General features: G+C 71.0%; 13 protein-coding genes. 4 read left to right on the top strand and 9 right to left on the bottom strand.

Annotation, left to right across the window (positions count from 1 at the left end; all coding sequences use genetic code 11):
* On the bottom strand, positions 1–916 hold a 916-nt coding region (locus tag AC1DXT_RS16830; protein WP_477062453.1), incomplete at its 3' end, for a sigma-70 family RNA polymerase sigma factor.
* 144 nt (positions 917–1,060) lie between these two features.
* On the opposite strand from AC1DXT_RS16830, the gene AC1DXT_RS16835 reads away from it, so the two are divergent.
* Both AC1DXT_RS16835 and AC1DXT_RS16840 read left to right on the top strand, forming a co-directional pair.
* On the top strand, positions 1,061–1,882 hold the full coding sequence (locus tag AC1DXT_RS16835; RefSeq protein ID WP_477062617.1) for a hypothetical protein: 822 nt from the start codon (positions 1,061–1,063) through the stop codon (positions 1,880–1,882).
* 100 nt (positions 1,883–1,982) lie between these two features.
* Positions 1,983–2,873: a phosphotransferase gene (locus AC1DXT_RS16840; RefSeq protein WP_477062454.1), complete on the top strand. Its 891-nt coding sequence runs from the start codon at positions 1,983–1,985 to the stop codon at positions 2,871–2,873.
* Positions 2,874–2,936: 63 nt separating this feature from the next.
* Here the strand turns inward: AC1DXT_RS16840 and AC1DXT_RS16845 are convergent, their stop codons facing one another.
* Positions 2,937–3,236, bottom strand: coding sequence for a DUF1540 domain-containing protein (locus AC1DXT_RS16845; RefSeq protein WP_056087472.1), 300 nt, complete (start codon positions 3,234–3,236; stop codon positions 2,937–2,939).
* Positions 3,237–3,491: 255 nt separating this feature from the next.
* Here AC1DXT_RS16845 and AC1DXT_RS16850 point away from each other — a divergent pair, with 255 nt between their 5' ends.
* On the top strand, positions 3,492–3,920 hold the full coding sequence (locus tag AC1DXT_RS16850; RefSeq protein ID WP_477062455.1) for a hypothetical protein: 429 nt from the start codon (positions 3,492–3,494) through the stop codon (positions 3,918–3,920).
* Between the two features lie 59 nt (positions 3,921–3,979).
* Here AC1DXT_RS16850 and nrdF read toward each other — a convergent pair whose 3' ends face one another.
* From nrdF to nrdH, 4 genes are all read right to left on the bottom strand, one after another.
* Positions 3,980–4,954 (bottom strand): class 1b ribonucleoside-diphosphate reductase subunit beta, encoded by a 975-nt coding sequence (gene nrdF, locus AC1DXT_RS16855; protein WP_477062456.1) that lies wholly within the window; start codon positions 4,952–4,954, stop codon positions 3,980–3,982.
* 31 nt (positions 4,955–4,985) lie between these two features.
* Positions 4,986–7,133: a class 1b ribonucleoside-diphosphate reductase subunit alpha gene (gene nrdE / locus AC1DXT_RS16860; protein ID WP_477062457.1), complete on the bottom strand. Its 2,148-nt coding sequence runs from the start codon at positions 7,131–7,133 to the stop codon at positions 4,986–4,988.
* Positions 7,103–7,519: a class Ib ribonucleoside-diphosphate reductase assembly flavoprotein NrdI gene (gene nrdI / locus AC1DXT_RS16865; protein ID WP_477062458.1), complete on the bottom strand. Its 417-nt coding sequence runs from the start codon at positions 7,517–7,519 to the stop codon at positions 7,103–7,105. Before nrdI ends, nrdE begins: the two co-directional genes overlap by 31 nt.
* A 99-nt stretch (positions 7,520–7,618) precedes the next feature.
* Complete coding sequence (gene nrdH / locus AC1DXT_RS16870; RefSeq protein WP_175349357.1) at positions 7,619–7,861, bottom strand: glutaredoxin-like protein NrdH; 243 nt, start codon at positions 7,859–7,861, stop codon at positions 7,619–7,621.
* Positions 7,862–8,307: 446 nt separating this feature from the next.
* Here nrdH and AC1DXT_RS16875 point away from each other — a divergent pair, with 446 nt between their 5' ends.
* The gene (locus tag AC1DXT_RS16875; protein ID WP_477062459.1) at positions 8,308–11,475 is read left to right on the top strand and encodes an ATP-binding protein; all 3,168 of its coding nucleotides are present in this window, start codon (positions 8,308–8,310) and stop codon (positions 11,473–11,475) included.
* Between the two features lie 27 nt (positions 11,476–11,502).
* On the opposite strand, the gene AC1DXT_RS16880 is transcribed toward AC1DXT_RS16875, so the two are convergent.
* The 3 genes from AC1DXT_RS16880 to AC1DXT_RS16890 all read right to left on the bottom strand — a co-directional run bounded on the left by AC1DXT_RS16880 (position 11,503) and on the right by AC1DXT_RS16890 (position 14,602).
* Positions 11,503–12,330 (bottom strand): ABC transporter permease, encoded by an 828-nt coding sequence (locus AC1DXT_RS16880; protein WP_477062460.1) that lies wholly within the window; start codon positions 12,328–12,330, stop codon positions 11,503–11,505.
* Positions 12,330–13,307, bottom strand: coding sequence for an ATP-binding cassette domain-containing protein (locus tag AC1DXT_RS16885; protein WP_477062461.1), 978 nt, complete (start codon positions 13,305–13,307; stop codon positions 12,330–12,332). Before AC1DXT_RS16885 ends, AC1DXT_RS16880 begins: the two co-directional genes overlap by 1 nt.
* 116 nt (positions 13,308–13,423) lie before the next feature.
* Positions 13,424–14,602: an aminotransferase class V-fold PLP-dependent enzyme gene (locus tag AC1DXT_RS16890; RefSeq protein ID WP_477062462.1), complete on the bottom strand. Its 1,179-nt coding sequence runs from the start codon at positions 14,600–14,602 to the stop codon at positions 13,424–13,426.
* Positions 14,603–14,811 lie beyond the last annotated feature (209 nt).

Raw genomic sequence — 14,811 nt, forward strand, 5'->3', positions numbered from 1 at the left:
CCGCTGCACCGCCGGCTCCCGCAGCTCCCGCACCGCCGGCGCCGGCCCCACCGGCACCCGCCCCGGCGGAGGCCGCGGCGGCCGCGCCCGCGGCGAGCCCACCGCCGACGGGCAGGAGCACGCCGAGGGCGCCCAGCCCGACCAGTCCCAGCACGAGCGGCGCGATGACCGCACGCATGCCGTGGTTGACGTCGCCCAGCTCGAGCAGCAGCCCGCGACAGGTCCCGCAGTCCTCGAGGTGTGCCTGCACCTGGGTGGTCTCACGCGTGCCGAGCCCGCCCCGGACGTAGGCGCCCAGCTTCCCCGCAACCGCACGGCACCCCTCGTCGAGCGGGTCCTGGAGGTGCTGCTGCAGGTACGCCTGACGCAGTCCCTCGCGCGCGCGGTACGCGAGCGCGGCGACCCCGTTGGCGGTCAGTCCGAGGATGGGGGCGATCTCCGCGGGAGACAGGCCCTCGACCTCCGTGTGCCACAGCACGGCCTGCCAGCGCTCGGGCAGCGTGTGGAACGCCCGCGCGACGACGCCACGCTCGAAGCCGGCCAGCGCGGGCTCCTCGGCGGTGCCGGCCCACGCGGTGCCCGACTCGAGGACGGCGAGGTCATCGGTCGGCTGCATGCGACGGGCCTTCTCGCGGCGGACCGCAGCCACGCGACGCACCACGGTGAACAGGTACGCGCGGAACGCGGACTCGGGGCCGCTGCCGCGCTGGAGGGCGCCGAAGACGGCCGTGAAGGAGTCGGCGACGACGTCGTCGGCGTCTGCCGGGGAGTCCGTGTACTGCCGCGCGACCACCCAGGCAGCGCCCGCGTGCCGCTCATAGAGCGCGCCGATGGCAGCCGTGTCACCCGCGCGCGCGGAGAGGATCAGCTCCGCGTCCGCCGTGATACCGCCGTCCAGCTGCGTGCGTGGTGACACGAACAGCTCCCATCAGCTTTCAACGTCCGACCGCACAGACTGCCATATCCCTCGTTTCTACATAAGCGGAGAGAATCCCGGCGGGTGAAAACTCGCGGACCGGCGTCACACCCGACAGGTGTCGGCCTCTCATCCGGCGTGACGATGATGAACTCGGGGTCGAACAACGCTGCCCTGCCGGACGTCTCGGGAGCTGTCCCGACGGACGCCCTGCCCACGGCGGTCAGAGAACGCTGGCGCGACGAGAGCGTCCGGTCCGTGTGGCTGCGGCCGTCGGACTGGTACCACCCGGCGGTCGACGCGCTGGCCACGGCCGTGCTCGCCGCCGGTGACCCCGCGGCCGCCGCGGAGGAGCTGGGCCGCGCCCGCGGCTACGACGGCGTGGGCATCGGCGAGACCGTCGACGACCTCGCCTGCCTGTACCGCACCCTCGGCGCCGCCGACCCACCGACGGCCGTCCTGCGCGCGCTGTGCGAGGGCTGGGCCGACGCCCAGGCCGGAACGATCGCGTTCGGCACCGCGCTCGACCCGGAGTCGGGCCTGCCGAGCCGTCAGTACCTCGCCATCCGGCTCGCGGAGACGTACCGCGACGCGGCGCTGCCCACCCAGCGCTCCCGTGCTGCCGCCGATCTCGGCCATCACCTCGTCCTCATCGACGTCGCCGCGGGGGACGTCGACCCGTTCACCCGCGCCGCGCGGTCGGCCGCGGTCGGTGCCGCGATGACCACCACCTACGGCGAGGGCCACCCGATGGCGACGCTGGGCGGCGGCGTGTTCGCGGTGCTCGCGCGCGCCGACGAGGACCCGCACCCCCCGCTCGAGGCGCTCCACCTCGAGATCGCCCGCCGCTGCGAGCTTCTCGAGCTCAGGGCGTCCACGCGCCAGCCGGTCCGGGTCTGGATCGAACCCTTGCCGGCCACCCACGAGCAGGCTCTGCAGACGCTGGACCGGGTCTCTCGGCCCTGACCCGCACACACCGACGGGTGTCGGGCAGGTAAAGCGCAGGTCAGGGACTTGTCTGCACATCAGTAGGGACAACTCGGGCGAATGCGTCTACCGTCGATCCATGAACTCCGCAGGACTCGCTCCGAGCGGCCCTACGACGCCTTCAGGACGAAGGGCATCGGAAGCCGCTGAGAACCACCCGCACGACCCCGCACCCGACTTCCCGACGCAGCCGGACCGAAGCTCTTCCGGCGCCGTCACGCCCCACCTCCCCGCCGTCGACCCGGCACTGGCCGATTCCGACGAGCCCGGTCCCGTCCTCGCCGCCGGCGCTGCGGCCGACGTCTTCGCGCTCGACGAGCACACCGTCCTGCGCCGCTACCGCTCCGGCCGGGACGCCTCCGCCGAGGTCCGCCTGCTGCAGCACGTGGTCGCGCACGGGTTCCCCGCCCCCGCGATCCTGCAGGCGAGCGGCCCCGACCTCGTGATGGAGCGCCTGCACGGCCCCACCCTGCTCCAGGCCCTGACCGCGGGCGAGGTCTCGCTCTCGGACGCGGCGGGGATCCTCACCGACCTGCACTCGCGGCTGCACGCCATCACCCCGCCGCACGGCTGGGAGCACGGCGAGCCCACCTCGTGGCCGGTGGTCACGTCCGGGCCGGCGATCGTCCACCTGGACCTGCACCCCGCGAACGTGATCCTCACGGAGAGCCACGGGCCCGCGGTCATCGACTGGACCAACGCGCGCACCGGCACGGCCGAGCTGGATGTCTCCCTGACCGCGCTGATCGTCGCCGAGGTGGCCGTCGACGCGGGCGGCGTGTACTCGCAGGCCGCGCGAGCGTTCCTGGCGGCGTTCCTGCAGGCGACGGACCTCGACCCGCTGGCGGCACTCGACGAGGCTGCCGCCGTGCGCGCGCTGGACCCGTCGCTGGTACCCGGCGAGCGGGAGCTGGTGCCTGCCGCGACGGTGCTCGTGAGGGACCTGGTCGAGGTGGCCGCACACCCCTGACCCCGCACGGACGACGACGGCCGCCCCGGTTGACCGGGGCGGCCGTTCGACGTTCTCGGGGGCTCAGCGCGGGCTGAACGTGAGGCAGTCCGCCTCCTCGTGCCCGGCTCCGACGCGGATCGACTCCGCGGAGCACTCGAGCGACGAGTTGTGCACGCACTCGGCGCGCTGGCAGGCGCCGACGTGCGTGATCACCTTGTCGAGCCCGCCCTTGGTGCCCAGCGGGAAGAACGTGGTGCACTGCGCGTCGCCCGTGGCGCCACCGATGTTCACGGCGGCCGCGTGGCAGTGCGAGTGGTCGTTGTACGAACAGCCGGCGACCGAGCACTCGGCGACGGCGGGCATGTCCATCAGGGTGCTCATGTCGACCTCCGTGGGGGTGGGATCTGCGCGTTCCTTCGACGGTAGACCCGTTCCGCGCACCCTGCCTAGCAAGGTAGGACAGCCTTACCCGCAGGTCAGGGACGCGACGAACAACCGGCGGAGGAGGTGAATCGGCTGTGCGTCCTCCGGGATCTCGGCCGTCTCCGGACGGGTCGCTGACGCCTCCCCGGTTGCGACCGGTCACGGACGGCAGTCGAATGCCGTCAGGGGGAACCCATCCCGAGGAGGAGCACCATGGACGTGACCGGCTGGATCATCGTCGCCATCGTCGTCGTGCTGGTGATCGTGGCGGCTGTCATGCTCAGCCGTCAGCGCGGCACCCGTCGCGCCGAGGCCGAGCGGGCCAAGGCCCAGAAGATCCGCGAGCAGGCTGCCCTCGACCAGGTCGAGGTCCAGCGGCGGGAGGCCGAGGCCGCTCGCTTGGACGCGCAGGCCCGCCTCGCTCAGGCGGAGGCCGATGCCCGGGCCGCCGACGCGGCCGCGCTGCAGAACGAGGCACGGGCACGCAGCGCGGAGGCCACCGGCGCGCGCTCCGAGCTCGACGACCGCCTGAGCACGGCAGACCGCATCGACCCCGACGTCCGCACCGAGCAGCCCAGCACCGCGCGCGGCGTCGACCCCGAGGTGCCGGCCGAGCAACCGCGCACCGATCCCCGCGTCTGACCCGGGAACGACCGAACGGCCGACCCCCGAGAGGGTCGGCCGTTCGGTTTCGCTGGGGCTCAGAAGTCCCAGTCGTCGTCCTCGGTGTTCACGGCCTTGCCGATCACGTACGACGAGCCCGACCCGGAGAAGAAGTCGTGGTTCTCGTCGGCGTTCGGGGACAGGGCCGACAGGATCGCCGGGTTGACGTCGGTCTCGTCGCGCGGGAAGAGCGCCTCGTAACCCAGGTTCATCAGGGCCTTGTTGGCGTTGTAGCGCAGGAACTTCTTGACGTCCTCGGTCAGCCCGACGCCGTCGTAGAGGTCCTGCGTGTACTCGACCTCGTTGTCGTACAGCTCGAAGAGGAGCTCGAAGGTGTAGTCCTTCATCTCCGCCTTCTCCGCGGCCGACAGCTTCTCGAGGCCCTTCTGGTACTTGTAGCCGATGTAGTACCCGTGCACCGCCTCGTCGCGGATGATCAGGCGGATCAGGTCGGCCGTGTTCGTGAGCTTGGCGCGGCTGGACCAGTACATGGGCAGGTAGAAGCCCGAGTAGAACAGGAACGACTCCAGCAGCGTGCTGGCCACCTTGCGCTTCAGGGGCGAGTCGCCGCGGTAGTACTCCATGACGATCTCGGCCTTGCGCTGGAGGTTCGCGTTCTCCTCCGACCAGCGGAACGCCTCGTCGATCTCCTTGGTGGAGCACAGCGTCGAGAAGATCGAGCTGTACGACTTGGCGTGCACCGACTCCATGAACGCGATGTTCGTGTAGACGGCTTCCTCGTGCGGCGTGATCGCGTCCGGGATGAGCGAGACGGCGCCGACCGTGCCCTGGATGGTGTCCAGCAGCGTCAGGCCGGTGARGACGCGCATGGTGAGCGTCTTCTCCTCCTCGGTCAGCGTGGCCCACGACTGCACGTCGTTGGACACCGGGACCTTCTCCGGCAGCCAGAAGTTGCCGACGAGCCGGTCCCAGACGTCGGCGTCCTTGTCGTCGTCGAGCCGGTTCCAGTTGATCGCCGAGACGCGGCTGACGAGCTTGAGCTTCTCGCTCATCGCAGTGCTTCCTTCGTGTTCAGGACGGGGGTCAGAGCATGCACGAGACGCAGCCCTCGACCTCGGTGCCTTCCAGCGCGAGCTGGCGCAGGCGGATGTAGTAGATCGTCTTGATGCCCTTGCGCCAGGCGTAGATCTGCGCCTTGTTCAGGTCACGGGTGGTGGCCGTGTCCTTGAAGAACAGGGTCAGCGACAGGCCCTGGTCGACGTGCTGCGTGGCCTCGGCGTAGGTGTCGATGACCTTCTCGTAGCCGATCTCGTACGCGTCCTGGTAGTACTCCAGGTTGTCGTTGGTCATGAAGGGCGCCGGGTAGTAGACGCGCCCGATCTTGCCCTCCTTGCGGATCTCGATCTTCGACGCGATCGGGTGGATCGAGCTCGTCGAGTGGTTGATGTAGCTGATCGAGCCCGTCGGCGGCACGGCCTGCAGGTTCTGGTTGTAGATGCCGTGCTCCTTGACCAGGGCGGCCAGCTCGGCCCAGTCCTCCTGGGTGGGGATGTGCACGCCGGCCTCGGCGAAGAGGGTGGCGATGCGCTCGGTCTTCGGCTTCCACTCCTTCGACGTGTACTTCTCGAAGTACTCGCCCGTCGCGTACTTCGAGTCCGCGAAGCCGTCGAACGCGCGACCGCGCTCCTGGGCCAGCAGGTTCGAGGCACGGATCGCGTGGTACGCCACCGTGTAGAAGTAGATGTTGGTGAAGTCGAGGCCCTCGTCGGACCCGTAGAAGATGCGCTCGCGCGCCAGGTAGCCGTGCAGGTTCATCTGGCCGAGGCCGATGGCGTGCCCGCCCGCGTTGGCTCGCTTGATCGACGGGACCGACTCGATGTCCGTCTGGTCGGAGACGCCGGTCAGGGCGCGGATGGCCACCTCGACCGACTTGCCGAAGTCGGGCGAGTCCATCGACAGCGCGATGTTCATCGAGCCGAGGTTGCAGGAGATGTCGCGGCCGACGTGCTTGTACGAGAGGTCCTCGTTGTACGTCGACGGCGTGGAGACCTGCAGGATCTCCGAGCACAGGTTCGAGTGCGTGATCTTCCCGGCGATCGGGTTGGCCCGGTTCACCGTGTCCTCGAACATGACGTACGGGTAGCCGGACTCGAACTGCAGCTCGGCGAGCGTCTGGAAGAACTCGCGGGCGCTGATCTTGGTCTTCTTGATCCGCGCGTCGTCGACCATCTCGTAGTACTTCTCGGTGACGTTGATGTCCGCGAACGGCACCCCGTACACGCGCTCGACGTCGTACGGCGAGAACAGGTACATCGGCTCGTTCTTCTTGGCCAGCTCGAACGTGATGTCCGGGATGACGACGCCCAGCGAGAGGGTCTTGATGCGAATCTTCTCGTCGGCGTTCTCGCGCTTGGTGTCGAGGAACCGGTAGATGTCCGGGTGGTGCGCGTGCAGGTACACCGCGCCGGCGCCCTGACGAGCACCGAGCTGGTTGGCGTAGGAGAAGGAGTCTTCGAGGAGCTTCATCACGGGGATGACGCCGGAGCTCTGGTTCTCGATGTGCTTGATGGGCGCACCGTGCTCACGGATGTTGCTGAGCAGCAGGGCGACGCCGCCGCCGCGCTTGGACAGCTGCAGGGCGGAGTTGATGCCGCGCGCGATCGACTCCATGTTGTCCTCGATGCGCAGCAGGAAGCAGGAGACGGGCTCACCGCGCTGCGCCTTGCCGAGGTTGAGGAACGTGGGCGTGGCCGGCTGGAAACGACCGGAGACGATCTCGTCGACCAGGGAGATGGCGAAGTCCTGGTTCCCCTCCGCGAGGGCGAGGGCGACCATGCAGACCCGGTCCTCGAAGCGCTCGAGGTACCGCTTCCCGTCGAACGTCTTCAGCGTGTACGACGTGTAGTACTTGAACGCGCCGAGGAACGTCTGGAAGCGGAACTTCTTCGAGTACGCGTACTCGAAGAGCGTCTTGATGAACGCGCGGTCGTACTGCGCGAGGACCTCGGGGTCGTAGTACTTGTTCTCCACGAGGTAGTCGAGCTTCTCGTTCAGGTCGTGGAAGAACACCGTGTTCTGGTTGACGTGCTGCAGGAAGTACGCGCGCGCCGCCTCACGGTCCTTCTCGAACTGGATCTCGCCGTCGGCGCCATAGAGGTTCAGCATGGCGTTCAGGGAGTGGTAATCCAGCTCCGGCGTCTCTACGCGGGTATCTGCGACTGTCGTTGCCAAAATCTTCCCAATCCCTCGCGGACGGCTGTGACGTCCTCTTGCGTTCCCATGAGCTCGAACCCGTACAGGTAGGGGACGTGGCACTTGGCCGCGATGATCTCCCCCGCGATGCAGTAGGCCTCGCCGAAGTTCGTGTTGCCGGCCGCGATGACTCCGCGGATCAGCGCACGGTTGTCCTCGTCGTTGAGGAACTTGATGACCTGCCGGGGTACTGCTCCACTCTCGTTCCCTCCGCCGTACGTCGGCACGATCAGCACGTACGGCTCGGAGACGCGCAGGAACTCGTCCGACGGCCGGAGCGGGATGCGCTCGGCCGGCAGACGGAGCTTCTGCACGAAGCGGTGGGTGTTGTCCGAGGTGGAGGAGAAGTAGACCAGGGAGCTCATCGGTCGGATCCCCTCAGCTCGGGTCGTGCGGTGGTGCGGGCGCGAAAGACCCGCCGAACCGGCGCGGTCCGTAGACCAGGCGCCGATCCGGGGAGCTCGTCAGGCGACGGCGGCCAGGCGGTCGGCCAGCGCCTTGATGCGGTCCGGGCGGTAGCCCGACCAGTGCTCGCCGTCGACGATCACGACGGGGGCCTGCAGGTGGCCGAGCGACATGACGTAGTCACGCGCGTCGGCGTCCTCGCTGATGTCGACGACCGTGTACTCGGTGTCGAGCTTGTCGAGCGCGCGGTAGGTGGCATTGCACTGCACGCACGCCGGCTTGCTGTAGACCGTGATCGTCATGATGGGCTCCCCGTGTGGTCTGTCTGCGGCACGCTCTCCCCAGAGCGTTCGCGAAGCGAGTTCCTTGAAGTTGAAGGGCCCGTCTCCGGGCCGGACGAGGTGCTGAGCCTGACGAGAAGGTTCTGCACTGCGTCGTGACTAGACACTACACCTAGGGGTCCCACACGCAATGGACCACTAGGGGTTGTAGTGACAAGCGTGTCATTCTTCACCCTGTGGAGAAGTTCCAGGCTACCGGCGACCACTGACACGGCCCCCGACCAGCACCTTCGCGGGGCCGTGCACAGGCGTCCACAGGCACCTGTCCGGTGCCCACAGGCCGGTCCACACGGCAGTCCACACCCGACCCGTCCGATTCGCCCGGAACGCCCGGCACGACACGCCAGAGTCGGCTTTCCCGACCTGCACCCGACCGACCCGTGCCGGACGTGAGGGATGCTGTGCGCGTGCAGATCACGACGCTCGGAGGGCTCGCCGTCGACGGCCGGGCCGTCCGCGGCGACCGCCTCGCGGCCCTGGTCGGCGCCCTGCTCGACGCGCGCGGCCGCACAGTGTCGTCCGTCGCGCTCGTCGAGGTCGTGTGGGAGGGGCTCCCACCGGAGGACGCCGCCGGTGCCGTGCAGGCCCTCGTGTCGCGCGCCCGCCGTCTTGGCTTCGCGGTCGAGGCCGCGGGCGGCGGCTACCGCCTGCCCACCGACGGGCTGCAGATCGACGTCGACGACGCCGAGTCCCGTCTGACGCACGCCCGCGCGGCCCTGCAGGCGGGGGACGCCACACGTGCGCGGGACCTGGCCCGCGAGGCGCGGACGCTCCTGCCCGCCGTCCCGGACCTGGCGGACCCGGTGACCACGCGACTGCTCGGCGGCGTCCTCGCCGTCCTGGCCGAGGCCGGGCTGGCTCTCGCCGAGGTGGACGGCCTGGCCGACGACCTGCGTCGGCTCGCGCTGCGCACCCCGCCGGACGAGCCGCTCGTGGCCCTCCTGGTCCGCGTGCTCGCGGCGCAGGGTCGCGACGCCGAGGCGCTCGAGGTGGTCGACCAGGTGCGGACCGAGCTCGCGGACCGCTACGGCACCGACCCGTCGCCCGTCGTCGCGCAGGCCCACCTGGCGCTGCTGCAGGGGGAGCTGGGCGCGGCCGCACCCCGGGTCGTCGCGACCCTCCCGCCGGCCTGGCGCCGGGCGGCGACCCCGCTGGTCGGCCGCGACACCGACATCGCCCGGGTGGAGGAGGAGCTGCGGACGTCGGCGCTTATCACCGTCGTGGGCACGGGCGGGGCGGGCAAGACGCGCCTGGCCGGCGAGGTGGCCCGTCGCGCGGTCGCGTCCGGTCGACCCGTCCGCGTGGTCGAGCTGGCCGGTCTGCGCGCGCCCGCCGAGGTGCTGCCCACCGTGCTGGCGGCGATCGGCGGGTCCGACACGGCCGCGACCCGCGCCGACGCGCCCACCGAGCGCCGCCTGCTGTCCCCCGAGGACCGGCTGCGGCTCGCGGCGGCGGACCTCGACGGCCTCCTGGTGCTCGACAACTGCGAGCACGTGCTCGATGCAGCGGCCGTCGTCGTCGGCGACCTGCTGGCCGTCGCGTCCCCGGACGTCGTGGTGCTCGCGACGAGCCGTGCGCCCCTCGGCCTCGTCGGCGAGTCCGTGCACCGCCTGCTGGCTCTGCCCGACGCCGACGCCCTGGAGCTGCTGCAGTCGCGCGCTCGCGCCGGACGGGCGACCGTCGGCTGGGACCCCGAGCGGGCGCGCGAGCTGTGCCACCGGCTGGACAACCTGCCGCTCGCGCTCGAGCTGGCCGCCGCCCGCCTCCGGGCGATGACGGTCGAGGACCTGCTGGACGGCCTGAGCGACCGGTTCGCGCTCCTGGACGACGCGCTCCGCGGCCTGCCGGAGCGCCACGCGAGCCTGTGGGCGATGGTCGACTGGAGCCGCGAGCTGCTCGAGCCGCCGGACCGCGACCTGTTCCAGCGGCTGGCGGTCATCCCCGCGCCGTTCACCGCCGAGACCGCCGTCGCGGTCGCCGGCGCGCCCGCACCCGCCGTCCGGCGTGGGCTGGCCACCCTCGTCGAGCAGTCGTTGCTGACGCTCGACGAGCACGACGGCGGGCCCGCGCGCTACCGGATGCTCGAGACCGTCCGGGAGTACGGGGAGGCACGGCTGGACGCCTCCGGCAGGCGTGTGGAGGCGATGACGGGGCTGGTGCGCTGGTCGGCCGCCGACTCCGTGCGGCTGGCCGCGGACTTCGTCGGCTCCGGCCAGGTGCGCGCGTTCGACGAGTGCGTCGCCGAGCAGGAGACGTTCCTGGCGGCCCTGCGCTGGGCCGTCGAGCACGACGACCCCGTGGGCGCGGTCGACATCACCGCCGCGCTGTTCCACCTGTGGAGCGTGCGCGGCCTGCACCTCGAGGTCATCGAGTGGGCGCAGCGGGTGCTCCTCGCCGACGACCCCGCCGCGCGCCGTGCCTCCCCGATCTACCAGGGCATCGCATCCGGTCGGCCGCTGCCGGACGCCGACCGCCTGGCCGCGACCTGTCTGTTCTCCTCGGTGAACGCCGGCGTCTCCGTCTCTCAGCGGCTGGTGGCGCTCGCCGGGCGCGCGATCCGGCTCCTGACCGTCGAGCGCCCCGCCGAGATCTCCCCGCGCATCACCGCACTCGTCACGGTCATGCCCGCTCTCGTCTCGTCGGACACCTCCGTCACCTACGCCGCCGCGGAGCGCCTCGCGGACCACGAGGACGGCTTCCTGCACGGGCTCGGCCTGTTCATGCGGGCCGCGGCGCGGGAGAACGCGGGCGACCCGGAGACGTCCAGCGCGGACGCGCGCGCGGCGTACCGGGCGTTCGAGTCGATCGGCGACCACTGGGGCATGGGCATGGCCGCGCAGGGCGTCGGGCAGTGGCAGAGCGCCCGCGGGGAACCGGACGCGCAGGAGTGGCTCCTGCGCAGCCTGCGCCACCTCGAGATCGTCGGAGCGATGCAGGACGTCCGGAGCATCCGCGTGATGCTCGACGTGCAGCGCGCGCTCGGCGGGGACGACGACGCGCTGACACGGCTCCGCGAGGTGACGGCGTCGACGCAGATGGACGACGTCGACGCCGCACAGGCGCTGCTCGGGCTCGCGCACGTCGCCTGCCAGGCCGGGCGGGCTCAGGAGGCACTCGACAGCGCGGAGGCCGCCGCGGCGATCGTGGCCTCGATGACCGTGACCGTGCCCCAGGTGCGCATCGCGTTCCGCGTGGCCACCGCCGTCGTGCACCTGCGGGTGGCCGCCATGACGCCGTCGTACTCGGACACCTCGATCGCCACCGCGGTCGCGCTCATCGCCGCCGCCGCGCCCGACGCGCGGGTCACCACCGACATGCCGGTGCTGGGGTCGTTCGGGCTCGGCGTCGCCGAGCTGGCGGCCTCCCGCGGCGACGCCGAGCTCGCCCGCGAGCTGTGGGCGGCCGGCGTCCGGCTCGGGGCCAACCTCGTCATGCTCTTCCAGCTGGGGATCGAGGGGCCGCTGGCCGGCGCCCTCGGCGACGACGACGAGCGCGAGCACCTGCTGGCGTCGTGGCGCGAGCGGTCGTCGACGGACGCGGCCGACCGGATCCGGGAGCTCACGGCCGACATCTGAGGCCGTCGCTCCCGGATCCGGTCGTCGTCAGACCTTGCGGCGGTACGCCCGCATGGCCAGCGGCAGGAACACCGCGACCAGCCCGACGCACCAGGCCAGCGTCCAGTAGACGCTGTCACCCATCGGCGTGCCCAGGAACAGTCCGCGCATCGCGGCGACCAGGTGCGTGAGCGGGTTCCACGCCACGAACGTCTGCATCCAGCTGGGCAGCGTGCCCGCCGGGACGAACACGTTCGACGCAAAGCTCAGCGGCATGATGATCAGGAACATGATCCCCTGCACCGCGCCGGAGGTCCGGACCTTCATGCCGACGAACACCGACACCCAGGACAGAGACAGGGCGAACACCACGGCGAGCAGGCAGCCCGCGACGGCGCTGAACGGGTCGGTGAGGATCCGGAAGCCCATCAGGTACCCGATGCCGAGCGTCATCACCGTGACGATCACGTAGCGGACGACGTCCCCGAGCACCGCCCCGATCAGGGGTGCCGACCGTGGGATGGGCAGCGACTTGAACCGGTCGAAGATCCCCTTCTCCAGGTCGGTGTTGAGGTTGACCCCGATGGCGATCGCACCGGTCGCGATGGTCTGCGCGAGGATGCCCGGCAGCAGGAACTGCAGGTAGGTGTGGGTGTCACCCGCCACCGCCCCGCCGAAGATGTAGACGAAGATCACCAGGAAGATCGCCGGCTGGAGCGTGACGTCGATCAGAGCCTCGGGCGTCCGCCACGTCTTGATCAGGCTCCGCTTGGCCAGCGACAGGGAGTGCCGGACCAGCGGGAACGGCTTGCGGGCGACCGGGGCGGCCGACGTGGGGACCGCGCGAGGGGAACGGTGCTCGGTGAGCGTGGTCATCAGGCCACCTCCTTCGTGGTGGTGGTGTCATCCTCGGACGCCGTGCGGCCGGTGAGCGAGAAGAACACCTCGTCGAGGCTGGGCAGGTGCAGGGACAGCTCGGTGACGCCGATGCCGGCGCTCGCCAGCCGCGACACCGTGGCGGTCAGGGCGGAGTCGTCCTGCACGGGGACCGCGAGGACGCCCTTGCGGATCTCCTCCGGCGCCGACCCGGAGGTCACCTGACCGAGGATGGTCGCGGCCTCCGCCATGCGGCTCAGGTCGGACGGGCGCACCTCGAGGGTCTGGCCGCCGACGATCCGCTTGAGCCCCTCGGGGGTGTCGTGCGCGATGACCCGACCATGGTCGATGACCGTGATCTCGTCGGCCAGCGCGTCCGCCTCCTCCAGGTACTGCGTGGTGAGCAGCACGGTCGATCCGTCGGTGACCAGCGAGCGGACCACGTCCCACATGTCCTCGCGCTTGGAGGGGTCCAGGCCGGTGGTCGGCTCGTCGAGGAAGATGACGTCGGGACGGCCGACGAGGCTCGCCGCGAGGTCGAGGCGGCGACGCATGCCACCCGAGTAGGTCTTGGCGGGCCGGTCCGCCGCGGCGGTCAGGTCGAACCACTCGAGCAGCTCGGCGGCGCGGGCGCGGGCGCCGACCCTTCCCAGATCGAGCAGCGTGCCGAACAGGACGAGGTTCTGCCGGCCGGACAGGTCTTCGTCGACGGAGGCGTACTGGCCCGTGAGGCCGATCGACTGGCGGACGCGCTCGGCGTCCTTGACCACGTCGAAGCCGCCGATGCGGGCGTGGCCGGCGTCCGGGACGAGGAGGGTGGACAGGATGCGGACCGCAGTCGTCTTGCCGGCGCCGTTGGGGCCGAGCACGCCGAGGACGGTGCCGCGAGAGACGGCGAGGTCGACGCCTTGGAGCGCCTTCGTCTCACCGAAGTGCTTGACGAGGCCTTCTGCCTCGATCACCAGGTCGTGTGTCATGGCTCCAGGCTGGAGGAGCCCGCTGACAGGGCCCCGACACGGCGCTGACACGCTCCATGTCGGTGGGACGTCCGAGGAAGTGAGCGCTGGAGCGACCAGATGCTCGGACGTCCGGGTCAGCGCAGTGCCGCGAGCAGGCGGTCGAGCTCGTCGTCGGACGTGTAGTAGTGCGGGCTCGCGCGGACGACCTCCGTCAGTCCCCGGACGCCGTAGTCCAGCTGGGCCGACGAGATGCGCGTGACGCTCACGTTCACACCGGCGGCGGCGACGCGGGCGCGGACGTCATCGGCACGCATCCCGTCGACCGTGAAGGTGACGATGCCGGACCGCCGCACCCCCTTGTCACGCACGGTGACTCCGAGGGTCTGGGCGAGCTCTTCGCGGAGGCGTGCCGCGAGCGCGGTGACCCGCTCCTCGATCGCGGGCAGCCCGATCGCGAGCGCGTAGTCCGCCGCCGCGCCGAGGCCGAGGTTGTCGGCGATCGACCGCTCCCACGTCTCGAACCGCAGGGCGCCCGGGACCACCTCCCAGGTCGTCGGCGACGACCAGGTGGCCGCGCCGAGGCCGAGGACGGGCGGGACCAGCCGCTCGGTGATCGCACGGGAGGCGTAGAGGAAGCCGGTGCCGCGGGGGCCGCGCAGGAACTTGCGGCCGGTCGCGGCGAGCAGGTCGCAGCCGAGGGCGGTCACGTCGACGTCGAGCTGGCCGACCGACTGGCACGCGTCGAGCAGGAACGGGACGCCTGCCTTGCGCGTGAGAGCGCCGACCTCCACCGCCGGGTTCACGACACCTCCCCCGGTCGGGATGTGCGTCAGGGCGACGAGGGCGACGTCGTCGTCGAGCCGGCGCTCCAGCTGGTCCAGGTCCACCTGCCCGTGCTCGTCGTCCTCGATGATCTCGAGCGTGGCGCCCGTGCGCTCGCACGCCTGGAGCAGGGCGATCGCGTTGCTGATGTACTCCGTGCGCGCCGTGAGGATCCGCTGGCCCTGCGTGAGCGGCAGCGACGAGAACGCCACGTTCCAGGCGGCGGTCGCGCTCTGCACCAGGGCGATCTCGTCGGGCTGCGCGTGGATCAGCCGCGCGACCGAGCCGTACACCGCCGCGACGCGGTCCTCCGACTCGGCCTCCGCCTCGTACGGACCGATCTCCGCCTCGCGCCGCAGGTGCGCGACCACCGTGTCCGTCACAACGCGGGGGCGCAGGGCTCCGCCGGCGTTGTTGAGGTGGGCGACGTGCTCGACGCCGGGCGTGTCACGGCGGGCGCGGTCGAGGTCAATGCCGAGATCGATCGTCACGGCGCCGAGTGTAGGCAGCCGACCCGCGGTGCCCTATGGCCACCCGCGACGACGTGGCTCCTCGGACGTCCGCAGATTCGAGTGCCTGGACGACCGAACGCGCGGACGCTGCGGGCGTCGAGAGCTGGGGTCCGCAGATTCGAGCGCTCCCGCAACCGGATGCGCGGACGTCCGCACTCGAGGAGGCTCCAGGGCGCTCGAGTGCGGAC

It is taken from the genome of Cellulomonas sp. P1_G12_2 (assembly GCF_056405535.1).